Below are 21,684 nucleotides of genomic sequence, written 5' to 3'. Positions count from 1 at the left end.
CTGTAATGCGGGAGATAGAGCGTTTTTGTAGGACAATCAGACCAAAATCGCCGTTTTTTGGCGAATCTTGCAATTTGCCCGGTCAGCAAGCTGCCTGTTTCATTGGGATTACACAGGTTTGCCAGGCTTGGGTGAAATCTCGCAGGCGGCCTTGGGGGTGGAATATTTCTTTCCAGATACGCGCCATGGCCAGTACATCGCCGGGCGCGGGAAGGGCAGGACGATGTTGTTCCACCAGCAACCAGGCGATCGCGGTGGCGTAGCGCAGGTTTACCGTCAGCTCCAACTGGGGCGCGCTGAGGAACGCATGTTGGCTGGCCAGCCCGCGCACCAGGCTGGCGCGTTCCGGGTCCAGCGCCAGGTAGTTATCCCAGAGCGCGCGGTGGCGTGGTTCGGTGATGCTGTAGAGGCCGTGGCCGCGGCGGTCATGCAGCGCCGAGCCCAGTTCTGACTGGCTGGCGGCAATGCCCAGCAGCAGGGATTCGGCTGTCGAGCTGTGGCGGCCGAGGTACATCAGCGTCGGCCTGATCACATAACGACACAATTCACTGGCGGCAATACCCATACGAGCCTCAGTCCTTGCAAAGAGTGGACGAGCCTGAGAAGGGGGGGCTTGGCAGCGGTGAATCGGATCTCAGGCCCGTCGTAAGCGGATCACGCCGCTTGAGTTGAAGTGTAGTGTCATATTCACGATGTAAAGGACTGTTTTTAAAACATCTTCTGCAACTGGTTATAACGTTTATATCCATTTGTACTTAGCCCGGCGAACTCAGGGCCAAATTCCAGGCAATAAAAAACCCTGTTATTCAAACAGGGTTTTTGAGGTTTCAGCGACGCGGGTCGATCAGGCAGTCAGTGCCTGACGGGTACGATCGATCACGGCCTGCAGCGGTTCTGCGCTGGAGTATTGATCGGGGTACAGGCGTTCGCTGTGACGAGCGATGCCGTGTTCGTTGACCAGGGTGAAGCTGAAGCAGCCTTTGCGAGCGGCCATGATCAGGCAGTTCATTGGGGCAAAAGCGTTGGTGAGGGTGCGAATGGCATCCTGAGTGTGGATTTGAGCGTTCATATTATTGGTGTTCCTACAAATGACACGGATAAGAACCGTGCAACGTTAAAACGTTCCAGTAACGCTGATCACCATTGATCAAACGAAGAACCCGACTGGAACAAAGCAGCCAGTTTGAAGCGCAATTAAATTTGGCGCGCTTGGGCTGGCAGGTAGGTACTTAGGAGGGCAGGCAACACAACAAGGGCAAAGGTTCTGGGCCCAGGGTGGAGATCCTGATCAATTTGCAGGTTGGTTCGGTCAGAGTATTGGAACTTCGCGCCACCCTTTGCTTGTTCAAAGGCAGTGTCGTCGCAAGGAATACCTGGAAACCATCGAGGTGGCCGATCCCATGTGGTTCAGGGGACGTGTTCGACCAGAATTGACTTTCAGCTTGGTACTAACGCCGCGGATAGTAACGGATTGAAACAGGGAAGGGAAGGCCGATTGCAAAAAAACTTCGTTCAGCCGCCGAGTAACTCGCAATAGACCAGCACGGTCATGGATGCGGCCAAGGCACAGCCCAGACCGTAGGCGGCGAGCGTCAGCCGCAAGGACTGGCCGGTCTCGATCATGCGGATCACATCGCCCATGTCGTTAATTCTGCCATCACTGAGTTCGATGCACAGAATCACGGCGGTAAAGGCGGCCGATAGCAGGATAGCAATAGCAAACAGTGCGCCGTCCGGCGAGGGGAGCGCAGCATTGATCCCAAGCGAGGTCGCGCAGATGGCCAGTAGCAGCCCGGCGAATAACAGAATTCCTTTCATCGGCCCTACTGGTTTGCATTGGCGGTGGCGCAGTGTGGCGAGCCGAGGCAGATTTGAAAAGCCCTCGGGTTTGCGCGCTTAGTAACATGTTTAACCGGTGTTGAATCAAAAAACGCCGACGATATAACCAGCCGATCGGGACTTGTGCACATTTGTGGTCAAGGGTGTAACCCTGCTGCCACGGGTGTGCAAGTGCGCCCATTTGCCTGTAATCAAAATTTAAGTCAATGAAAAATCTCGCTTTTTTTTATTGGTGAAAAAATCGTCAGTTTGACCGCGGCCCCCGTTCCATGGGGCTTTGCGCCTGTTCAAGGGGGGTTGTCCACTGAGTTATCCACAGCTTCTGTGGATTGTCCCGAGCGCTTGCTCTAGGACGGGCGTGCACGGTTTTTTCAGCTTTACCTGTACGAAAAAAAGAGTAGAGTGGCGCGCCTTCCGTTCTGCCCCACAGTGCTTTATGAAGTTTCGCTCAGTATCACCTTCTGTTACCGACACGGCCCAAACTGTTACCGCGCCCAAGCGTTTTTCCTTGAAGGTTGCTTTGTGGCTGCTCGACAGCCCGCGCCTGGGGCAGAGCAACAATATCAAGCATCTCGCCGGACGCTTGCTCAAGCAGCCCGCCCGCGAAGGCGTGGTGGCCGCTCAGAGCCGTCTTGGCCAACTGATGTGCCGCGAGTGCGGAAATGCCCGAGACCGGCGTATCGGCCACGATTTGTTGCGTTCGGCTGCTCGCGCCGGCGACCGTCGCGCCCAGCGCGAACTGGGGCAGGTCGAAGACTGAGCTGTCCTCCGGCCTTAGGCTTGGTTACCCTTGATCTTTTTCGGTGATGGCAGAAATGGCTATGGTGTTTGACTGGACCAGTATCGCCTTGGGTCTTGTGGGCGCAGCCGTGCCGCTACTGGCGCTGTGCTGGCAACTCCAGCGGCGCCTGACCGCACGCACCACCGGCTGGGAGTTGCTGGAGGAGCGCCTGGCGACCGCACAACTGGCCCAGGAAGGGCTCGCCGCGCAACTGGACGCCAGTCGCGATGAGATCAGTGACCTCAGCCAGGCCAATGCCGCCAAACAAGCCGACCTGGCGGCGCTGCGCCGTGAAGTCGAGCTGTTGCAGATCGACCGCGATAACGCCCGCGATGCCGCGCACGCCTGGAACCTCGACCGTAGCGCCAAGGAAACCGAACTGCGTCGCCTCGACGCCTTGGCCGCGGCCCTGAGCGCCGAATTGCGTGAGCAGCAAGAGAGTCATCAGCAACGCCTCACCGACCTGCAAGGCTCACGAGACGAACTGCGTGCGCAATTTGCCGAGCTGGCCGGCAAGATCTTCGACGAGCGTGAGCAACGCTTCGCCGAAACCAGTCAGGAGCGCCTGGGCCAACTTCTGGACCCGCTCAAGGAACGTATCCAGTCCTTCGAGAAGCGTGTCGAAGAAAGCTATCAGAACGAAGCCCGTGAGCGCTTTTCCCTCGCCAAAGAGCTTGAGCGCCTACAGCAATTGAACCTGCGTCTGTCGGACGAAGCCACTAACCTGACCCGCGCTCTCAAGGGCCAGAAAACCCAGGGTAACTGGGGTGAGCTGATTCTTGAACGAGTGCTGGAACACGCGGGCCTGGAGAAGGGCCGTGAGTACCAGACCCAGGTCAGCCTCAAAGGCCCGGATGGCGAGCGTTTCCAGCCCGATGTGCTGATCATGTTGCCGGGCGACAAGCAGGTGGTGGTCGACTCCAAGGTCAGCTTGACCGCCTATCAACAGTACGTGGCGGCGGATGACGAGGTGATTGGCCAGGCCGCGTTGAAGCAACACGTGCTGTCCCTGCGTAATCATGTCAAAGGCTTGGCCGGCAAGGACTACAAGCGCCTGGAGGGTTTGCACAGCCTGGATTTCGTCCTGCTGTTCGTACCGATCGAGGCTGCCTTTTCTGCGGCATTGCAGGCCGAGCCCAACCTGTTCCAGGAAGCCTTCGACCGCCATATCGTAATCGTCAGTCCCACGACCTTGCTCGCCACCCTGCGCGTGATCGACAGCCTGTGGAAGCAGGAGCGCCAGAGCCAGAACGCGCGGGAAATTGCCGAGCGTGCCGGCTGGCTGTATGACAAGTTCGTGCTGTTTATCCAGGACCTGGACGAAGTGGGCAACCGGCTACAACAGTTGGACAAGGCCTACAGCGCGGCGCGCAACAAGCTGACGGATGGGCGTGGGAACCTGGTCAGCCGTACCGAGCAGCTAAGGTTGCTCGGCGCCCGCGCCAGTAAGAGCTTGCCGGCGGATCTGCTGGAGCGGGCGATGACCGATTCGGATGGCGTGGCGCATCTCCCGGAATAATAAATAGGAGTCTAAATTGCTCCCACAAATAGCTCGAATACAGCCCCGTTACAGGGGCAAATGCCTGCTTAACAGCGCCCGCAACGCCGCCGGCTTCACCGGTTTGGCCAAGTAATCCAACCCCGCCCCGTGCACCTCGGCCACCATCTCCGGTCGCCCATCGGCACTGATCACCACACCGGGAATCGGCTCGGCCAGTTGCGCACGCAGCCAGCCCATCAACTCGGTACCGGTTTCGCCGTGGTCCAGGTGGTAATCCACCAACGCCAGTTGCGGGCGGATACCGTCGGCTAGCAGTGCCGCGCATTCGGCCTGGTTGGCGGCCGTCCAGACTTCACAGCCCCAGCGCGTTAGCAGGCTGCGCATGCCGATCAGGATGCTGTCTTCGTTATCCACGCATAGCACCCGTGCGCCACTCAAGGGCAGGCCGGTTTCTGTGGGCGGCTTGGGTTGCACGCTGGCCTGGTTGCGGGCCAGCGGCACGCACACGCTGAAGACGCTGCCTTTGCCCGGCCAGGAGCGCACGCTCAGGCGATGGCCCAGCACGCGGCACAGACCGTCGGCAATCGCCAGGCCCAGGCCCAGGCCCTTTTCGGCACGGGTCTGGTGGCTGTCCAGGCGCTTGAACTCTTCGAAGATCACCTTTTGTTTATCCGGCGCAATGCCAGGGCCGCGGTCCCAGACCTCCAGGCAGAGTTCGCCCTTGCGGCGACGTACGCCTAGCAGCACTGGGCCGTCGGCATAACGGAAGGCATTGGTCAGAAAGTTCTGCAAAATTCGCCGTAAAAGTTTGATATCGCTGTCGACCCGCAAACGGCTGCCGCGCCAGCGGAAGCGCAAGTGTTGCTCCTGGGCCAGCGCCTTGAATTCTGCACCCAGGGTGTCGAACAGCTCGTTGAGGACAAAGGGTTGGCGTTGTGGGTTGATCTTGCCGTTTTCCAGGCGCGAAATATCCAGCAAATCACTGATCAAGTCTTCAGCCGAGCGCAGCGAGCTGTCCAGGTGCTGCACCAATTGCCGTGCCTCACTGGACAGGCCATCGGTCTGGTGGGAGAGGGCGGCGGAAAACAGCCGCGCAGCGTTCAGCGGTTGCATCAGGTCATGGCTCACGGCCGCCAGGAACCGCGTCTTCGACTGGCTGGCGGATTCGGCCACGCCCTTGGCGTCGGTGAGGGCCACGTTCAGTTGCGACAGTTCATGGGTGCGCTCGGTCACCCGCTGCTCCAGGCCCTCGTTGGCTTCGGTCAGTGCTTGTTCGGCTTCGCGGAAGGCGGTGATGTCGGTGAAGCTCATGACAAACCCGCCGCCGGGCATCGGGTTGCCGATCAACTCGATCACCCGGCCATTGGGGAACAAGCGCTCGGAGGTGTGCGCACGCCCCTGGCGCATCCAGTGCAGGCGACGCGCCACGTGCACTTGCGCTTCGCCAGGGCCACACAGGCCGCGCTCGGCGTTGTAGCGAATGATGTCTGCAATGGGCCGGCCGACGCTGATCAAGCCGTCCGGGTAGTTGAACAGTTCCAGGTAACGCCGGTTCCAGGCCACCAGCTTGAGCGACTGGTCCACCACGCTGATGCCCTGGGTGATGTTCTCGATGGCGCCTTGCAGTAGGGCGCGGTTGAACTGCAGCACTTCCGAGGCTTCGTCGGCGATACGGACAACGTCCTCCAGTTGCATTTCCCGCCCTTCGATTGCCGCTTTCACCACCGCCCGCGTCGAGGAGGCCCCGAGTACGCCGGCCAGCAAGCGTTCGGTGTGGGCGATCCAATCGTTATCGGCATTCTGGTTGGGGTTGAAGCCTTTGCCTTGGCGGTAGGCGAAGCGAATAAAGCTCTGCTGGGCCCGTTCTTCCCCGACGAAGCGCGCCGCGAGGCTGAGCAGGTCGCTGATCTGCACCGACAGCATGGAGCGCGCACTCGCACGCTGGTTGATTTCCTGGCCGATAAAACGGCCTGCCTGCCAGTGCTCGGAAACCCGTGTGCGCGACAGCATGGACACCCACACGAAGAGGGTGAAATTCCCCGCCAGGGAGAACACGGTGCCCAAGGTCAGCGACGTGACCGACAGCCCGAACGGGTGGGAATGCATCCAGGTCAGGCCGGGGAAAAGGCTGAGCGACCAGCCCAGACTTTTCGCCGTCACTGGCAAGACCAAGGTGTAGAACCACAGGAAGGTACCGGCGGCCAAACCGGCAAACACCCCACGCCGGTTGGCCTGCTTCCAATAGAGTGCGCCGAGCATCGCTGGGGCCAGTTGGGTCACAGCGGCAAAGGCGATCTGGCCGATGGTCGCCAGGCTGGCAGTGGAGCCCAGCAAGCGGTAGCTCACGTACGCCAGCAGCAGGATGATCACAATGCTCACCCGGCGAACCGACAGCATCCAGTGGCGAAAGACTTCGAATGGCCGCTCGGCGCTGGATCGGCGCAACAGCCATGGCAGCAGCATATCGTTGGAGACCATCGTCGACAGTGCAATGCTCGCCACGATCACCATGCCAGTGGCCGCTGATGCACCGCCAATGAATGCCAGCACGGCGAGGGCAGGATGGGCCTCGGCCATTGGCAGGCTGATCACATAGGAGTCCGGCAGCACTGAGCTGGGCAACAGCATCTTGCCGCCCAAGGCGATGGGCACCACGAACAGTGCCGCGAGGATCAAATAAGCCGGGAACACCCACTTGGCCAGGCGCAAATCCTGGGGGTCGATGTTCTCCACCACCGTCACATGAAATTGTCGCGGCAGGCAGATGATCGCCATCATGGCGACGCCGGTCTGTACCACCATCGAAGGCCAGTTGATGGTCTCTTTCCAGTATTCCTCCAGGCGCGGGGCGAGCATGGCCTGGCTGAACAGATCGCCGAAACCGTCGTACAAGCCGTAGGTGACAAAGGCACCGACGGCGAGAAAAGCGAACAGCTTGACCAGCGACTCAAACGCAATCGCCAGCACCATGCCGCGGTGGTGTTCGGTGGCGTCGAGGTTGCGTGTGCCGAACACGATGGTAAACAGCGCCAGCACCAGCGACACGATCAAGGCCGTGTCCTGGGCGCGGGTGCCGGTGGTGTCGGGGCCGGCGCCGATCAGCAGGTTCACGCCCAGTACGATGCCTTTGAGCTGCAGCGCGATATAGGGCAGCACGCCCACCAGGCAAATAAGTGCCACCACCACCGCCAGGGACTGGGACTTGCCGTAGCGGGCAGCGATAAAGTCGGCGATGGAGGTAATGTTTTCCTGCTTGCTGATCAGGATCATCTTCTGCAGCACCCAGGGTGCCAGCACCAGCAACAGCACAGGTCCCAGGTAGATCGGCAAGAATGCCCACAGTTGTTCGGCGGCTTGGCCTACGGCGCCGAAGAAGGTCCAACTGGTGCAGTACACCGCCAGTGACAGGCTATACACCCAGGCACGCACGCGCGGTGGCAGCGGCGCATGGCGGCGGTCACCGTAAAAGGCGATGGCAAACATAGTGGCCATATAGGCCAGGGCAACGGCGGCGATCAGCCCGCTGGACAGCGTCATGGTAACTCCGAGCATAAGAACACCCGGGCATTCCAGGCCCGGTTGGACAGTCTCGCATGATGCCTGGTGTTAGTCAGTGTCGACCAAGGTCGTGTGGGATCGAATGTCGCAGGTGGCGCTCAGCGTGGCGGCAGGGTTTTCTGGCGCAGGATGTAGATCGTCACCAGCACCGCACTGGTCAGCATAAAGCCCCGTGCCCATGGCAGCGGCACCAGGTAGCAGGAAATCGAGATGCTCAACCACATCAAGCCAATGGCGTAGACCTTGCCTTTGAGCGGGATGCCATTGCCGTCCAGGTAATCGCGCACCCATGGCCCCAGGCGCGGGTGTTCCACCAGCCAGTGGTAGAAGCGCGGGGAGCTGCGAGCGAAACAGGCGGCGGCGAGTAACAGGAAGGGCGTGGTCGGCAGCACAGGTAGGAAAATGCCGATGACTCCCAGCGCTACGCTTAGCCAGCCGATGGCCAGCAGCGCGTAGCGCAGGAGCAGTGGACGGTTGCCCATGGGTGCCACGGGCAAGCCACTCAGTGGTGACGTGGCTTGAGGATCGCCGGTTTTTCGTCAGGCGCGTTGCACAGCAGGTACAGCGCGGTGAGGGCTTCCGGGATCTGCACGATCATGTCGTCCATCAGGTTGGCGTCGGCGGCGATGTCGGAGAACTCTGCTTCCTCTTCGAACAGGCCTGAGCCGACCATGATCGGCAGCAGCATTTCGCTGACTTCTTCTTCGGCGGTTTCGAACCAGGCGGCTTCGCGCAGGAACACGCCTTCCATGAAGCCGATGCACCAGCCGCGCAGGTCGGAGTCATCAGGGTCGTCGCCCAGGTCCAGCTCGCACGGCAGCTCGAACTCTTCGTCGGAGGCCAGTTGGCGGGCGATGTGGGCCTTGAGGGCGATCAGGGTGGATTCGATTTCTGCGCGCTGGGCGTCGTCGCTGTAGTGAGGCTCTTCAGCGAACAGCGCGTCGATCCATTCACGGTCCGGGACGGGGTCGGAGCAGATCGACAGGGCGGTCAGGTAGCCGTGGGCGGCCACGTAGTCCAGCGCCTCGTCATGCAGCTCATCGGCGTCGAGGAAGGCTTGCAGGCGGGTTAGTTGCTCAGCGAAGGACATTGAAGGGCTACCTTGGGAATAAACGATGCTGAATTCTAGGCTTTCTTGAGCGCCCAGGCCAGCCGCACGGCATATTTGCCCGGTTTTAGCCTGGTGCGTCTATTCGTCAGTCGCGCCCTTTGGTGGATAACGCTCGGGTATACTGCCGCGTTTTGTGATGCCCCTACAGGCCCAGCGCCAATCCGGGAAAACTTCGCTTACGGATTATTTTTCGTGAACGGGGATTTTTTCGGCCAGCCTGTATAGAGGGGTTTTCGGCACCATTTTGGAGTTTTACATGCTCGAGCAGGCTCAACGCGTCCTCAAGGACATCTTCGGCTACGACAGTTTTCGTGGCCGCCAGGGTGCGATCATTGAGCGCGTGGCCAGTGGCGGCGATGCCCTGGTACTGATGCCTACCGGTGGCGGCAAGTCGCTGTGCTTCCAGGTGCCGGCGCTGTTGCGCAATGGCCTGGCCGTGGTGGTGTCGCCGCTGATTGCGTTGATGGACGATCAGGTCGCCACCCTTGAAGAACTCGGTGTCGCCGCCGCGTCGTTGAACTCCACTCTCAGCGCCGAGCAGCAGCGCGACCTGGCCGCACGCATCAAGCGTGGCGAGGTGAAAATGCTCTACCTGGCGCCGGAGCGCCTGGTGCAGCCACGCATGCTGGCTTTTTTGCAGAGCCTGGAAATCGCCCTGTTCGCCATTGACGAAGCCCACTGTGTGTCGCAATGGGGTCACGATTTCCGTCGCGAATACCTGCAGCTTGGCCAATTGGCCGAACTGTTTCCCGATGTGCCGCGTATCGCGCTGACCGCCACCGCCGACAAGCGGACCCGCGAAGAGATCGTCGAGCGCCTGCATTTGCAGAACGCCGAGCGCTTCCTGTCGAGTTTTGACCGGCCCAATATTTTCTACCGCATCGTGCCCAAGGAGCAGCCACGCAAGCAGTTGCTGGCGTTCCTGTCCGAGCGGCGCAGTGACGCGGGCATCGTGTACTGCCTATCGCGCAAGAAAGTCGACGAGGTCGCGGCGTTCCTCTGTGAACAAGGCTACCCGGCACTGCCTTACCATGCCGGCCTGCCCAATGAAACGCGATCAGCGCACCAGAAGCGCTTCCTGAACGAGGAAGGCCTGATCATGGTGGCAACCATCGCCTTTGGCATGGGCATCGACAAATCCAACGTGCGTTTCGTGGCGCACATGGACCTGCCCAAGTCCCTTGAGGCCTATTACCAGGAAACCGGGCGTGCCGGCCGCGATGGCCTGCCGGCGGATGCCTGGATGGTCTACGGACTGCAAGACGTGGTGATGCTCAAGCAGATGCTGCAGAACTCCGAGGGCGACGAGCGCCACAAACGCCTGGAACAGCACAAGCTCGATGCCATGCTCTCGTTGTGCGAAGAGACCCGCTGCCGCCGCCAGACCCTGCTGGCGTATTTCGACGAAGACATGCCTGAACCCTGCGGCCACTGCGATAACTGCATCGACGGCGTACAAACCTGGGACGCCACCGAGCCGGCGCGCCAGGCGTTGTCGACGATCTATCGCACCGGCCAGCGTTATGGTGTGGGCCATCTGGTGGACGTACTGCTGGGCAAGGACAATGAAAAAATCCGCAGCTTCGGCCACGAGAAACTCTCGGTGTACGGTGTCGGCAAAGCTCGCGCCGAAGGTGAGTGGCGTTCGCTGTTTCGCCAGATGGTTGCCCGTGGGCTGGTCGACATCGATATCGAAGGCTACGGCGGGCTGCGCCTGAATGACAGTTGCCGGCCCTTGCTCAAGGGCGAAGTGAGCCTGGAACTGCGCCGTGACCTCAAGCCGCAGACCACCGCCAAAAGCAGCAGTACTAGCCAGGCCAGCCAACTGGTGCGGGGTGAAGAACGCGAACAGTGGGAAGCCTTGCGCACCCTGCGGCGCAAACTGGCGCAGGAGCACAGCGTGCCACCCTACGTTATCTTTCCCGACTCCACCTTGCTGGAGATGCTCCGCGAGCAGCCCACCACCATGGCCGAGATGGCCCGGGTCAGCGGTGTGGGCGCGCGTAAACTGGAACGCTACGGCCAGGCCTTCCTGGAAGTGCTCGGCGGCCAGGCCGAAGCGCCGAAGGAAATCGCCGATATTCGCCACGAACTGATCAGCCTGGCCCGCGCCGGCATGACCCCGATCCAGATCGCCGGCCAGCTGCAATGCTCGGAAAAAAACGTATACACCTTGCTCGCCGAAGCCATCGGCAAGCAGCAATTGTCCCTGGAGCAGGCCCTTGATTTGCCTGAAGATTTGCTCGGTGAAATCCAGGACGCTTTTCTCGATGGAGAAGGCGAATTGCCAGCTGTCACGGAGATTGCGCCGTTATTTACCGGGCGTGTTCCGGAAGGCGTTTTGTACTGCGTGCGTGCTGCTTTGCAGTCGGAATTCGAAATTTAGTGTGCCAATTACGACAATGTAACGAATCAGTACATAGCGGGCCTTGCCTACTGACAGGGCTCATGCTTAGCTGACTAATAATTAGCCATACTTTATTTTCAGTCTTAAACATGAGTTTTTTATGCCGTTAACCGATCAACACCGTTTTGGCATGCAGTTGGCGCAAATGTCCCGAGGTTGGCGCGCCGAACTGGATCGCCGGCTGGCGGGGCTGGGCTTGTCCCAGGCGCGCTGGCTGGTGCTGTTGCACCTGGCCCGTTTTGTCGAAGCACCCACCCAGCGTGAATTGGCCCAGAGTGTCGGCGTGGAAGGGCCCACCCTGGCTCGTCTGCTCGACAGCCTCGAGGGCCAGGGCCTGGTGCAACGCCAGGCCGTAGTAGAAGACCGTCGTGCCAAACGTATCCTGCTGTGCGACACCGCCCAACCGTTGATCGACCAGATCGAAACCATCGCCACGGCGTTGCGCCATGAGTTGTTCGTGGGCGTGAATGAGGAAGACCTGCGGGTGTGCATGCGGGTGCATGAGCACATCCTGGCGAACCTGGAAAAGTCCTGATCTAAATAATGTGGGAGCTGGCTTGCCTGCGATGACGGACATTCAGTCAAGGGATTAGCTGGCTGACGCACCGCTATCGCAGGCAAGCCAGCTCCCACATTGGGTTTAGTGTTCGGCTTCTTAGAACGTCTGGCCCAGGTTCAAGTACACCGCCTTCTGATTATCATCATTGAACCCATAGCTGAAATTCAGCGGCCCCAAGGGTGTATCAAACCCCAGGAAAATACTCGCCGCGTTGATATAGCCGCTGTCGAACTCGTTATCGTTGTTCCACGCCCGACCCCGTTCCAGGGATGCACCCAGGTACAACGGGAAGTCCAGAGGCAGGTAAGAGCGCGGGGTGAGCCTGCGGTAGTACACCGCGCGCATCAGGCTGATGTTCTGCCCCGAAATCGCATCCTGGCGGAAGCCTGATAATTGCCGTGCGCCTCCTAGCAGGAAGCTGGAAATCACCACATCCGAATCGTCCAGGGTGCGCCCATAGCGGCCGCCCAGTATCAGGGTGTCCGGGCCGTGGCTCATGGCCTTGTCCAGCTTGAATTCCCACTGGCGGTAGCGCTGGTCCGAGCCCAGGCCAGGTTCGAACTCGCGAAAGGCCAGGCCGATGTCTTCGCCGCTGTGGGGGAAGTACACGTTGTCCAGGGAGTCGAAGGAATATTTGAGTTCATAGAAGCCTTCGCTGAAGCTCACGCTTGGCAGATCGCGGTCGCCAATGCGCACGTCCGCCTTGCCCCAGGCTTCGCCCACGCCAAAGCGGATCTCGCCGCTGTTGCCGATCTGCCGGCCCACGTTCAAACCGAAGCCATAGCGTTCCAGGCGGTATTCGGAGATGGGGTCGTTATCCAGGATCAGCTCGACGTTCTGCGCCTCGGCCCTGATGTAGGGGGCCACAAAGTAGCGTGAGCCGGTGTCCATGGGTTGGTAGAACTCACTGTAGAGCTCCTGCCGATCACCGATCTGCACCCGTGTGAGCCATTCCGCGCCGAGGCGGTTGATGCCGTTCACGCGGTAACTGGCGCCGAGGTTGAAGGCGCTGTCGCCGCGCATGTCGTCCGAGAGGTTCAAGCCCAGGCGCAGGTAGTCGGTGCCGCTGCGCTTGCCGCGTGCGCTGATCACCAGGGTGTTGTCCTGGCCTTTTTTTACCACGCGGTATTGCACCTGCTCGAAGTAATCCAGGCCGTACAGGGTGCCCATGTCTGATTGCAGGCGGCCCAGGTTCAACGGTTCTCCCAGCCCCTGGCGAATGTAGTAGCGGATAACGTCATCGCTGACTTTGGAGTCGTTCTCCACCTGGATTGCGGTGATTACCGGGGTGCGTTCGCCCGGTGTGCGGGCGGCTATCAGGTCGGCGTCGATGGGTTCGGCAGGGCGCAGGTGTGCCAGGCGCACGTCGAGGGCACGGGTGGCGCGGTAGCCGGCATCGATCATGTCCTTGGCGCGGCCAAAGTCGGTGACGCCATAAGCGGCCAGCGGCGGTTGGATCAACACGTCCTTGGGGTTCAGGGCCTTGAGTTGTTCCTCGGAGTTACGCCGGGTCATCAGGGTGATGGACTGGTTGAGCACGTCCACCACGGTGGCCAGTTGTTTGCGCGAGCGCAGCGGGGTGCCGATGTCGACCACGATAGCAATATCGACGCCCATCTCCCGCGCCACATCCAACGGGATGTTGTCGGTCATACCGCCGTCCACCAGCAGGCGGCCATCCAGCTCCACCGGGGCGAACACCGCGGGAATCGACATGCTGGCGCGTATCACCTGGGGCAGGTGGCCTTTGCTGAAGACTACTTTTTCGCCGGTGGTGATGTCGGTGGCCACGGCGCGGAATGGGATCGGCAGCTTGTCGAAATTACGCGTGTTGCTGCTGTGGGCGAACATGCTTTCCAGCAGCAACGCCAGGTTCTGGCCCTGGATCACGCCCAGCGGCAGGCCGAGGCTGCCATCGTCGCGGAAACTGAGTTTTTGTTTGACCAGGAAATCCCGGTCGTCCTGTTTGCGCCGAAACGGTACATCTTCACGCGGTGGCGCGTCGGACAGGGCCTGCTGCCAGTCGATCCCCAGCGCCAACTTCTCCAGCTCGTCAATTTTGTAGCCCGACGCATACAACCCGCCAATCACCGCGCCCATACTGGTGCCGGCAATCGCATCGATATGAATACCTTGCTCTTCAAGCGCCTTGAGCACGCCGATATGCGCCAGGCCACGGGCGGCGCCGCCGGACAGCACCAGGCCGATTTTCGGGCGGGGGGCTTCTACCGCGTCGGCAAGTAGGGGGGCAAGGCACAGGAACAGGCAAGACAACAGGCGGCGCATCATCAATCTCGTGGCTGGGCGACAAAGGCCGCTATTATAGCCACCCGATTCGCTGAGCCTGTTACGCCAGGAGCCGCTTAATGATGTCTGCATGCAAACCCGAGATCGTGATCACCTATTGCACCCAGTGCCAGTGGTTGCTGCGCGCCGCGTGGCTGGCCCAGGAGCTACTCAGCACCTTTGCCGATGACTTGGGGCGCGTGGCACTGGAACCAGCCACCGGCGGGGCCTTTCGCATTACCTGCGATGGCGTGCAGATTTGGGAGCGCAAGGCCGATGGCGGTTTTCCCGAGGCCAAGGTGCTCAAGCAGCGAGTGCGCGACCAGATCGACCCGCAGCGCGACCTCGGGCATAACGACCGTACCGTCTGAAGTCAGGCCGGCGCCGGTTGCTTGGCCTGGCTGGCGCTGCCCATCAGGCCGGAGAGCACGATGGCGACGATGATCAAGGCGCCGCCCAGCAGCATGCGCAGGGTCGGGGTTTCGGCAAACAACAGCCAGGCCACGGTGATGCCGTAGACCGGTTCCATCGCAAACACCACCGACGCGGTGCGCGCCTTGATCACCGCAAGGCTGGCGACAAACAGGCTGTGGGCCAGGCCGGTACAAAACACCCCCAGCAGCCCGATCCACAGCCAATCTATCCCTCGCACATCCGCCAACCCCGGCGCGGCCACGGGCAGCAGGAGCGCGGCGACCACGACGTTCTGGCACAGCGCGGCCTGTACCGCAGGAATGCGCCCTGAACTGGCGCGATTGTTCAGCGACAACAACGAGAACAACAGGCCCGAGGCGATGCCCCACAGCAGCCCGCCCGTGGCCTCGCTGGCGAGATTGAAATCCGGGGTCACAAGCACCAGGCCAACGGTGACCAGCACCACCAGCAGCACTTCATTGGCGCGAATGCGCTCGCGGAAAATCAGCCCCTCAAGGATTACGGTAAAGGCCGGAAATGCGGTGAACCCCAGGGTCGCCACGGCCACACCCGCGACTTTGACAGCGATAAAGAACGTCACCCAATGGGCGGCCAGCACGACGCCGCTGACCAGCAGGCGACGCCAGTCACGCATCTCCAGTTTTTTCCAGGGAGCGTTGCTGGCAAAGCGGGCGAATACCGCCAGGGCCAGCACGGCAAACGCGGCTCGGCCGAATACGATGATGGCAGGGGAGGCCGCCGCCAGCTTGCCGAATACGCCGGTGAGGCCAAACATCAGTGCGCCGATATGCAGGGCGCCAAGGGCTGAGCGGGGAGTCATTGCGATCCTTGATCCAACAGGGGTGACAGCCTCGCAGTCTAGAGGGTTGGAGGATGGGCGTCTGTCGCGGGCCGGGTGATTTTTAGCGCAAGACTCTTGCTAGCCCGCCCGACGCAACGCCCCGGGCGAGGCGCCAAAGGCCCGTAGCATGGCCGCGCAAAATGCACTTTGCGAGGCGTAGCCGACGCGCTCGGCAATCTCGCCGATGGGCAGGGAGGTTTCGCGTAAAAGCCTGAGCGCCATATGCAAGCGACGACTGCGTAGATAGTCCATCGGCGTTTGCCCGCACTCAGCCATAAACCGTGCATGCAGGCGCGGCACGGACAAATCGGCAATCCGCGCCAGGTCGGCCACCTGGAGCGGACGCGCCGCATGGCGCTCGATATGGCTATTGAACGCGGCATAAGGCAGACGCCGGCCAGGCAGCGGTTGACCCTGAGGGTGGTTGAGGCTGGCCAGTAACAACACGGCGCCTTGCTGGACGATCAGCGGGTCGTGCACCGGGCTTTGTGCCAGCCACTGCACCAACTGGTGTTGCCGGGCATCCAGCGCCAGGCGTGCGGGTTGGTCGAGCAAGCGGCGGCTGGCATCGGCATGTTCGCCCAAGGATTGCACCACCCAGTCCTCGGTCGGCACATCCAGCACCAGGCAGCGGCTGCCATCGCGGCTGATGCAGGCGTGGTGGGTGGAGAAGGGCAGCACCATCACGCTGCTTTCGCGCACCTGGCTGCCACGGCCATCGACTTCCAGGTCCAGGTGCCCGGAAAGGCCGAACACCAACTGCGCATGGTCATGGCTGTGGGCAATGGGCGCTTCAAGGTAGTGGCGTAGCGTGAGGGTTGGGCTCATCGCGGTCTCCAGGGCGGCAAGCCGTCAGTCTACAACGCTTGGCAGGCCGCGGGCGCTGTCATCAGACTGACGCACGCTTGTCATGGACTATTAATCGCCAAGGCGCAAGCTCGCCAAAACAGCGTCGAGGGATGCCCATGACCCGTGCCGAGTTCACCAAGCCCAGCCGCAAGCAACGGGTGCGAACCCTGTGGATTTCCGACGTGCACCTGGGCACTCGGGATTGCCAGGCCGAACACCTGTCGCACTTTCTCAAGGGCTACCATGCCGACAAGGTCTACCTGGTCGGTGACATCATCGACGGTTGGAAACTGCGCGGTGGCATGTATTGGCCCCAGGCTCACACCAACGTGATCCGCCGCTTGCTGACCATGGCCAAACGTGGCACCGAGGTGATCTATGTCACCGGCAACCATGACGAGTTCCTGCGTCGCTATTCCAAGCTGATCCTGGGCAATATCCAATTGGTCGATGAGGCTGTACACGTCACCGCCGATGGCCGCCACTTGCTGGTGATTCATGGCGACCAGTTTGATGTGATCACGCGCTATCACCGCTGGCTCGCCTTCCTCGGCGACTCGGCCTACGAATTCACCCTGACGCTGAACCGCTGGCTGAACCACTGGCGTGCGCGGTATGGCTACGGTTATTGGTCGCTGTCGGCGTACCTGAAACACAAGGTCAAGACGGCAGTGAGTTTTATCAGCGATTTCGAAGAGGCGATTGCCCACGAGGTGACCAAGCGTGAATTGCACGGGGTGGTGTGCGGGCATATTCACCATGCCGAGATTCGCAAGGTGGGCGAGGTGGATTACCTCAACTGCGGGGATTGGGTGGAGTCGTGCACGGCCTTGATCGAGCACTGGGATGGGCATATCGAGTTGTATCGGTTGGCGGATGCGCAGGCCAAAGAGGCACTGCTAAAGGCCGAAATGGTCGCTGGCTGAAGCCCTGCGTGCTTATAAAAGTGGGCGCTGGCTAGGTATCGCACACGGATTCAGCGTCCGGCATCAATCCCCTGTGGGAGCGGGCTTGCCCGCGATGGCGGTGGGCCAGGCAATTAATCTGCAACTGAACCACCGCCATCGCAGGCAAGCCAGCTCCCACACGTAATCCTGTTGCTTCAGTTGGAAACGTCGGCGATGGCTTGAGCCAGCAACGTCAAGCGCGTTGCATCAACACCGGCCACGTTAGCCCGCCCCGAACTGACCATATACACACTGTGCTTTTCGCGCAGTTGCTTGACCTGCTCGGCACTCAAGCCGGTATAGGAAAACATCCCACGCTGCGTGCCGATATGTGCGAATTTCTCGGCCAGGCCATGGGGCGCAAGCGCTTCCACCAATCCTGCGCGCAGATGGGCGATCCGCGAACGCATGGCCTCGACTTCCTCGCTCCACTGCTTTTTCAGCTGTGCATCACCGAGGATGGTCGCCACCACGGCAGCACCGTGATCCGGCGGTGTCGACCACAGGTTGCGAGCGATATTCGCCAGTTGGCTGCGTACATCGGTGAGCTTTTCGGCATCCGCCGCACAGACGATCAATGCACCCACGCGGTCGCGATACAGGCCGAAGTTCTTCGAGCAGGAGCTGGTGATCAGCACTTCCGGCAGCTCGGCGGCAAACAGGCGCACCGCCCAGGCATCCTGTTCCAGGCCATCGCCAAAGCCCTGGTAGGCGAAGTCGATCAGCGGCAGCAACTGGCGTTCACGCACGATCTGCAAGACCTGGCGCCAGTCATCCTGGGACAGGTCAAAGCCGGTCGGGTTATGGCAGCACGCGTGCAGCAATACCACGTCGCCCTTGGGCACGCTGGACAGGGTTGCCAGCATCGCCGTCACATCCAGGCGGTTGTCGCTGCCCACGTAAGGGTAATGACTGACCTTGAGCCCGGCTTTGGCAAAAATGGTTTCGTGGATCGGCCAGGTCGGGTTGCTCAGCCACACGCCACGGCCCGGCAGGCTGTGAGCGATAAAGTCGGCACTCAAGCGCAGGGCGCCGGTGCCGCCTGGGGTTTGCGTGGCGCCAGCGCGGCGGTCACGCAGCAAGGCCGAGTCGGCGCCGAGCACCAGTTGGCTGATCAGGCTGCCGAAGGCTGCATCGCCATGCCCACCGATATAGGTCTTGGTCACTTGGGTGTCGACCAGGCGCTGTTCCGCCAGCTTCACCGAGTGGGGAATCGGCGTCAGGCCTTGCTCGTCCTTATAGACACCTACGCCCAGGTCGAACTTGTTCGGGTTGGCGTCCTGGGTATACAGGTCCATCAACCCGAGGATCGGGTCGCCGGGCACGCGGTCGATGGCATCGAAATGCATTACTTGCGACCCTCGGCAGTCTTGGCCACTTCGTCGGTGCGCGCGGCCATGATGAAGTCGTTGCGGTGCAGGCCCTTGATGGAGTGGCTCCACCAGGTCACGGTGACTTTGCCCCACTCGGTGAGCAGGCCAGGGTGATGGCCTTCGGCTTCGGAAATTTCACCCATGGCGTTGGTGAAAGCCAGGGCGAATTTGAAGTTCTTGAACAGGAAAACCTTTTCCAGCTGCATCACCCCATCGCGCACTTCGATGTTCCAGTCAGGGATCTGCTTGATCAGCACCGGCAGTTCTTCATCGCTGACTTGCGGGGCATCGGCGCGGCAGGCTTCGCAGTGGGCTTGGTTCAAGGTGGTCATGGAAGGTGTCCTGAATTCGAATGATTGAAGGTCAGTGGCGTTACCCTAAAGCAACGCGGGGCCAGGGAACAGACTCACCTGGCCTTAAAACGTGAGGTTCACGCGGCTTTGGGTTTGGGCGGAAATTTCGGTGCGTGCAGACCCAACTGCATGCCGCGCTCGACCATGCCCATGATGTCTTCCTGCGCCACGTCGAACAGGCGCTTGAGCTCGGGCAAGACGAAGTACAGCGGTTGCAGGATGTCGATGCGATAGGGGGTGCGCATCGCTTCCAGCGGGTCGAAGGCCTGGTGCTCGGGCTCGTCCGACAGGCAATACACACTTTCTTTAGGCGACGACAAAATGCCGCCACCGTAGATACGCCGGCCCTGAGGCGTGTCCACCAGGCCGAACTCGATGGTCATCCAGTACAGGCGCGCCAGGTACACCCGTTGCTCCTTGGTGGCCGCCAGGCCGAGCTTGCCGTAGGTGTGGGTGAATTCAGCGAACCAGGGGTTGGTCAGCAGCGGGCAGTGGCCAAAGATCTCGTGAAAAATATCCGGCTCTTGCAGGTAGTCCAGTTCTTCACGGGTGCGGATAAAGGTCGCCACCGGAAACTGCTTGCTGGCCAGCAATTCAAAGAAGGTCTGGAAGGGAATCAGCGCCGGCACGCGGGCGACTTGCCAGCCGGTGGTGTCGGCCAGCACCTTGTTGATCTCGCCCAGTTGGGGGATGCGGTCCAGGGGCAGGCCGAGCTTGTCGATGCCGTCCAGGTATTCCTGGCAGGCGCGGCCCTCAATCACCTTCAACTGACGAGTGATCAGGGTATTCCACACCGCGTGTTCTTCTGGCGGGTAGTGGATAAAACCTTGCGCATCGGGCTCGCGCGCCACGTACTGCGTCTGCTTCATACGGCTCTCCTGCTAGGCATTCGTTCTTGTTATGTCCTGGGATGCCTCTATTGATAACCGGATAGGCGCAGGATTCCATCAGCCTTTAGCCAATGCGCGTAGGAAAAATTACCGATATTCGTAAAGAATTCGTTACGATAGGCTCGCTTCTCGCAGCTATGGGCTGGGAATAGCTGCCGTACTGTCACATAATCTTGACGACTATCTGCGCCTAGCGACAAAAAGACGCGGCGCCTACTCCTTTTTCGAGTTTTTCCATGCGTATCAAAGTGCACTGCCAGAACCGCATCGGCATCCTGCGGGACATCCTCAACCTGCTGGTGGAGTACGGCGTCAACGTCGCCAAGGGCGAAGTCGGCGGTGAGCATGGCAATGCCATCTACCTGTTCTGCCCCAACCTGGTGAACATGCAATTCCAGGCGTTGCGCCCGCAGTTCGAGGCGATTGCCGGAGTGTTCGGGGTCAAGCGGGTAGGGCTGATGCCCAGCGAGCGGCGGCATATGGAACTCAATGCGTTGCTCGGTGCCCTGGAATTCCCGGTGCTGTCCATTGATATGGGCGGCTCCATCGTGGCCGCCAACCGGGCGGCGGCGCAGTTGCTTGGCGTGCGGGTAGATGAAGTGCCGGGGATTCCCCTGTCGCGTTATGCCGAGGATTTTGACCTGCCGGAACTGGTGCGCGCCAGCAAGTCGCGAATCAATGGCCTGCGGGTCAAGGTCAAGGGCGACGTATTTCTGGCGGATATCGCGCCCCTGCAATCCTCCGAGCACGACGACAGCGAAGCCATGGCCGGCGCCGTGCTCACCCTGCACCGTGCCGACCGTGTCGGTGAGCGTATCTATAACGTGCGCAAGCAAGAGCTGCGCGGTTTCGACAGCATCTTCCAAAGCTCCAAGGTCATGGCCGCGGTGGTGCGTGAAGCGCGGCGCATGGCGCCGCTGGATGCGCCGCTATTAATAGAAGGCGAAACCGGCACCGGCAAGGAGCTGTTGGCCCGGGCCTGCCACTTGGCCAGCCCGCGGGGGCAGTCGCCGTTGATGGCGCTCAACTGCGCGGGGTTGCCCGAGTCGATGGCCGAGACTGAACTGTTTGGCTATGGCCCCGGCGCATTTGAAGGGGCGCGGGCGGAAGGTAAATTGGGCCTGCTTGAGCTGACGGCGGGCGGTACCTTGTTTCTGGATGGCGTGGGAGAAATGAGCGCGCGCTTGCAGGTCAAGCTGCTGCGCTTTTTGCAGGATGGTTGTTTTCGCCGGGTGGGCAGTGATGAAGAGGTGTACCTGGACGTGCGGGTGATCTGCGCGACCCAGATGGACTTGTCGGAACTCTGCGCCCGGGGGGAGTTTCGTCAGGACCTTTATCACCGGCTGAATGTGCTGTCGTTGCATATCCCGCCGTTGCGCGAATGCCTGGATGGCCTCGCGCCGTTGGTCGAGCACTTTCTCGACCAGGCCAGTCGGCAGATCGGTTGCCCACTGCCCAGGCTGGCCCCTGCGGCCATGGACAAACTCAGCCACTACCACTGGCCAGGCAACGTGCGGCAACTGGAAAACGTGCTGTTCCAGGCGGTGTCGTTGTGCGAAGGCGGCACGGTCAAGGTTGAACATATTCGCTTGCCCGATTATGGCGTGCGTCAGCCGCTGGGCGATTTTTCCCTGGAGGGCAGCCTGGAGGATATCGTCGGGCGCTTTGAGAAGGCGGTGTTAGAAAGCCTGTACGCCGAACACCCGAGCAGCCGCCAGTTAGGCAAGCGCCTGGGAGTTTCCCACACCACCATTGCCAACAAGCTGCGTGATTACGAAGTGCTCAAGGCCGATCGCAGTTAAAACGGTGGGAGCTGGCTTGCCTGCTATAGCGGATTGTCAGTTGGCATATCAGTGCCTGCCCAACCGCTATCGCAGGCAAGCCAGCTCCCACATTGGTTGGGTATTGCCCCCGCAATCAGCGCCCGGCCTCAATCCCCTGTGGGAGCGGGCTT

At 60.9% G+C, this 21,684-nt stretch carries 19 protein-coding genes; 7 read left to right on the top strand and 12 right to left on the bottom strand.

Going from position 1 to position 21,684, the window contains the following annotated elements:
* Positions 1 to 82 precede the first annotated feature (82 nt).
* From BOP96_RS27155 to BOP96_RS27140, 3 genes are all read right to left on the bottom strand, one after another.
* Positions 83 to 565 (bottom strand): hypothetical protein, encoded by a 483-nt coding sequence (locus BOP96_RS27155; protein ID WP_032903131.1) that lies wholly within the window; start codon positions 563 to 565, stop codon positions 83 to 85.
* A gap of 279 nt (positions 566 to 844) precedes the next feature.
* Positions 845 to 1,069 carry a hypothetical protein gene (locus BOP96_RS27150; RefSeq protein WP_003193022.1) on the bottom strand — a complete coding sequence of 75 codons (225 nt, stop codon included), beginning with the start codon at positions 1,067 to 1,069 and terminating at the stop codon, positions 845 to 847.
* A gap of 443 nt (positions 1,070 to 1,512) precedes the next feature.
* Positions 1,513 to 1,818: a hypothetical protein gene (locus BOP96_RS27140; protein WP_014719378.1), complete on the bottom strand. Its 306-nt coding sequence runs from the start codon at positions 1,816 to 1,818 to the stop codon at positions 1,513 to 1,515.
* A gap of 457 nt (positions 1,819 to 2,275) precedes the next feature.
* Here BOP96_RS27140 and BOP96_RS27135 point away from each other — a divergent pair, with 457 nt between their 5' ends.
* Together BOP96_RS27135 and rmuC are read left to right on the top strand one after the other, a co-directional pair.
* Entirely contained in the window at positions 2,276 to 2,599 is a 324-nt protein-coding gene (locus BOP96_RS27135) for a hypothetical protein (RefSeq protein ID WP_038451067.1), read from the top strand.
* A gap of 175 nt (positions 2,600 to 2,774) precedes the next feature.
* The gene (gene rmuC, locus BOP96_RS27130; protein ID WP_169918249.1) at positions 2,775 to 4,139 is read left to right on the top strand and encodes a DNA recombination protein RmuC; all 1,365 of its coding nucleotides are present in this window, start codon (positions 2,775 to 2,777) and stop codon (positions 4,137 to 4,139) included.
* 48 nt (positions 4,140 to 4,187) lie between these two features.
* Here the strand turns inward: rmuC and BOP96_RS27125 are convergent, their stop codons facing one another.
* From BOP96_RS27125 to BOP96_RS27115, 3 genes are all read right to left on the bottom strand, one after another.
* Positions 4,188 to 7,658, bottom strand: a complete 3,471-nt coding sequence (locus BOP96_RS27125) for a hybrid sensor histidine kinase/response regulator (RefSeq protein ID WP_038451065.1) — start codon at positions 7,656 to 7,658, stop codon at positions 4,188 to 4,190.
* A gap of 119 nt (positions 7,659 to 7,777) precedes the next feature.
* Complete coding sequence (locus BOP96_RS27120; protein WP_019818414.1) at positions 7,778 to 8,161, bottom strand: YbaN family protein; 384 nt, start codon at positions 8,159 to 8,161, stop codon at positions 7,778 to 7,780.
* A 20-nt stretch (positions 8,162 to 8,181) separates the two neighbouring features.
* Positions 8,182 to 8,769, bottom strand: coding sequence for a UPF0149 family protein (locus tag BOP96_RS27115; protein ID WP_019818413.1), 588 nt, complete (start codon positions 8,767 to 8,769; stop codon positions 8,182 to 8,184).
* 277 nt (positions 8,770 to 9,046) lie between these two features.
* On the opposite strand from BOP96_RS27115, the gene recQ reads away from it, so the two are divergent.
* Positions 9,047 to 11,176 carry a DNA helicase RecQ gene (gene recQ, locus BOP96_RS27110; protein WP_014719373.1) on the top strand — a complete coding sequence of 710 codons (2,130 nt, stop codon included), beginning with the start codon at positions 9,047 to 9,049 and terminating at the stop codon, positions 11,174 to 11,176.
* Positions 11,177 to 11,297: 121 nt separating this feature from the next.
* Positions 11,298 to 11,732: a MarR family transcriptional regulator gene (locus BOP96_RS27105; protein ID WP_003193007.1), complete on the top strand. Its 435-nt coding sequence runs from the start codon at positions 11,298 to 11,300 to the stop codon at positions 11,730 to 11,732.
* 120 nt (positions 11,733 to 11,852) lie between these two features.
* Here the strand turns inward: BOP96_RS27105 and BOP96_RS27100 are convergent, their stop codons facing one another.
* The gene (locus tag BOP96_RS27100) at positions 11,853 to 14,042 is read right to left on the bottom strand and encodes a patatin-like phospholipase family protein (protein ID WP_073454558.1); all 2,190 of its coding nucleotides are present in this window, start codon (positions 14,040 to 14,042) and stop codon (positions 11,853 to 11,855) included.
* A gap of 83 nt (positions 14,043 to 14,125) precedes the next feature.
* On the opposite strand from BOP96_RS27100, the gene BOP96_RS27095 reads away from it, so the two are divergent.
* On the top strand, positions 14,126 to 14,413 hold the full coding sequence (locus BOP96_RS27095) for a SelT/SelW/SelH family protein (RefSeq protein WP_014719371.1): 288 nt from the start codon (positions 14,126 to 14,128) through the stop codon (positions 14,411 to 14,413).
* Between the two features lie 2 nt (positions 14,414 to 14,415).
* On the opposite strand, the gene BOP96_RS27090 is transcribed toward BOP96_RS27095, so the two are convergent.
* Positions 14,416 to 15,297, bottom strand: coding sequence for a DMT family transporter (locus tag BOP96_RS27090; protein WP_019818408.1), 882 nt, complete (start codon positions 15,295 to 15,297; stop codon positions 14,416 to 14,418).
* Between the two features lie 99 nt (positions 15,298 to 15,396).
* Positions 15,397 to 16,146, bottom strand: coding sequence for a helix-turn-helix transcriptional regulator (locus tag BOP96_RS27085; protein WP_073454556.1), 750 nt, complete (start codon positions 16,144 to 16,146; stop codon positions 15,397 to 15,399).
* 137 nt (positions 16,147 to 16,283) lie between these two features.
* Here BOP96_RS27085 and BOP96_RS27080 point away from each other — a divergent pair, with 137 nt between their 5' ends.
* Positions 16,284 to 17,093, top strand: a complete 810-nt coding sequence (locus BOP96_RS27080; RefSeq protein ID WP_014719368.1) for a UDP-2,3-diacylglucosamine diphosphatase — start codon at positions 16,284 to 16,286, stop codon at positions 17,091 to 17,093.
* Positions 17,094 to 17,269: 176 nt separating this feature from the next.
* On the opposite strand, the gene BOP96_RS27075 is transcribed toward BOP96_RS27080, so the two are convergent.
* The 3 genes from BOP96_RS27075 to phhA all read right to left on the bottom strand — a co-directional run bounded on the left by BOP96_RS27075 (position 17,270) and on the right by phhA (position 19,709).
* Complete coding sequence (locus BOP96_RS27075) at positions 17,270 to 18,463, bottom strand: amino acid aminotransferase (protein ID WP_019818405.1); 1,194 nt, start codon at positions 18,461 to 18,463, stop codon at positions 17,270 to 17,272.
* Entirely contained in the window at positions 18,463 to 18,819 is a 357-nt protein-coding gene (locus BOP96_RS27070; RefSeq protein ID WP_003192995.1) for a 4a-hydroxytetrahydrobiopterin dehydratase, read from the bottom strand. The genes BOP96_RS27075 and BOP96_RS27070 overlap by 1 nt, the downstream gene beginning before the upstream one ends.
* 98 nt (positions 18,820 to 18,917) lie before the next feature.
* Positions 18,918 to 19,709: a phenylalanine 4-monooxygenase gene (gene phhA / locus BOP96_RS27065; RefSeq protein WP_014719366.1), complete on the bottom strand. Its 792-nt coding sequence runs from the start codon at positions 19,707 to 19,709 to the stop codon at positions 18,918 to 18,920.
* A 257-nt stretch (positions 19,710 to 19,966) separates the two neighbouring features.
* On the opposite strand from phhA, the gene BOP96_RS27060 reads away from it, so the two are divergent.
* Complete coding sequence (locus tag BOP96_RS27060) at positions 19,967 to 21,532, top strand: sigma-54-dependent phenylalanine hydroxylase transcriptional regulator PhhR (protein WP_014719365.1); 1,566 nt, start codon at positions 19,967 to 19,969, stop codon at positions 21,530 to 21,532.
* The last annotated feature ends 152 nt before the right edge of the window (positions 21,533 to 21,684 follow it).

Origin of the sequence: Pseudomonas sp. FSL W5-0203 (assembly GCF_001896155.1) — a bacterium.
Lineage (GTDB): Bacteria > Pseudomonadota > Gammaproteobacteria > Pseudomonadales > Pseudomonadaceae > Aquipseudomonas > Aquipseudomonas paracarnis.
Note: the sequence above shows the minus strand (reverse complement) of the source record. Positions and strands in the feature narration are given on the sequence as shown.

Bases quoted from the DNA above. Each gene is read 5' to 3' on its own strand.
- phhA (WP_014719366.1), bottom strand. From the start codon at position 19,709: ATGAAGCAGACGCAGTACGTGGCGCGCGAGCCCGATGCGCAAGGTTTT.
- BOP96_RS27070 (WP_003192995.1), bottom strand. From the start codon at position 18,819: ATGACCACCTTGAACCAAGCCCACTGCGAAGCCTGCCGCGCCGATGCC.
- BOP96_RS27105 (WP_003193007.1), top strand. From the start codon at position 11,298: ATGCCGTTAACCGATCAACACCGTTTTGGCATGCAGTTGGCGCAAATG.
- BOP96_RS27075 (WP_019818405.1), bottom strand. From the start codon at position 18,463: ATGCATTTCGATGCCATCGACCGCGTGCCCGGCGACCCGATCCTCGGG.
- recQ (WP_014719373.1), top strand. From the start codon at position 9,047: ATGCTCGAGCAGGCTCAACGCGTCCTCAAGGACATCTTCGGCTACGAC.
- BOP96_RS27090 (WP_019818408.1), bottom strand. From the start codon at position 15,297: ATGACTCCCCGCTCAGCCCTTGGCGCCCTGCATATCGGCGCACTGATG.
- BOP96_RS27115 (WP_019818413.1), bottom strand. From the start codon at position 8,769: ATGTCCTTCGCTGAGCAACTAACCCGCCTGCAAGCCTTCCTCGACGCC.
- BOP96_RS27085 (WP_073454556.1), bottom strand. From the start codon at position 16,146: ATGAGCCCAACCCTCACGCTACGCCACTACCTTGAAGCGCCCATTGCC.
- BOP96_RS27135 (WP_038451067.1), top strand. From the start codon at position 2,276: ATGAAGTTTCGCTCAGTATCACCTTCTGTTACCGACACGGCCCAAACT.
- BOP96_RS27120 (WP_019818414.1), bottom strand. From the start codon at position 8,161: ATGGGCAACCGTCCACTGCTCCTGCGCTACGCGCTGCTGGCCATCGGC.
- BOP96_RS27125 (WP_038451065.1), bottom strand. From the start codon at position 7,658: ATGACGCTGTCCAGCGGGCTGATCGCCGCCGTTGCCCTGGCCTATATG.
- BOP96_RS27080 (WP_014719368.1), top strand. From the start codon at position 16,284: ATGACCCGTGCCGAGTTCACCAAGCCCAGCCGCAAGCAACGGGTGCGA.
- BOP96_RS27100 (WP_073454558.1), bottom strand. From the start codon at position 14,042: ATGCGCCGCCTGTTGTCTTGCCTGTTCCTGTGCCTTGCCCCCCTACTT.
- BOP96_RS27150 (WP_003193022.1), bottom strand. From the start codon at position 1,069: ATGAACGCTCAAATCCACACTCAGGATGCCATTCGCACCCTCACCAAC.
- BOP96_RS27060 (WP_014719365.1), top strand. From the start codon at position 19,967: ATGCGTATCAAAGTGCACTGCCAGAACCGCATCGGCATCCTGCGGGAC.
- BOP96_RS27140 (WP_014719378.1), bottom strand. From the start codon at position 1,818: ATGAAAGGAATTCTGTTATTCGCCGGGCTGCTACTGGCCATCTGCGCG.
- BOP96_RS27155 (WP_032903131.1), bottom strand. From the start codon at position 565: ATGGGTATTGCCGCCAGTGAATTGTGTCGTTATGTGATCAGGCCGACG.
- BOP96_RS27095 (WP_014719371.1), top strand. From the start codon at position 14,126: ATGTCTGCATGCAAACCCGAGATCGTGATCACCTATTGCACCCAGTGC.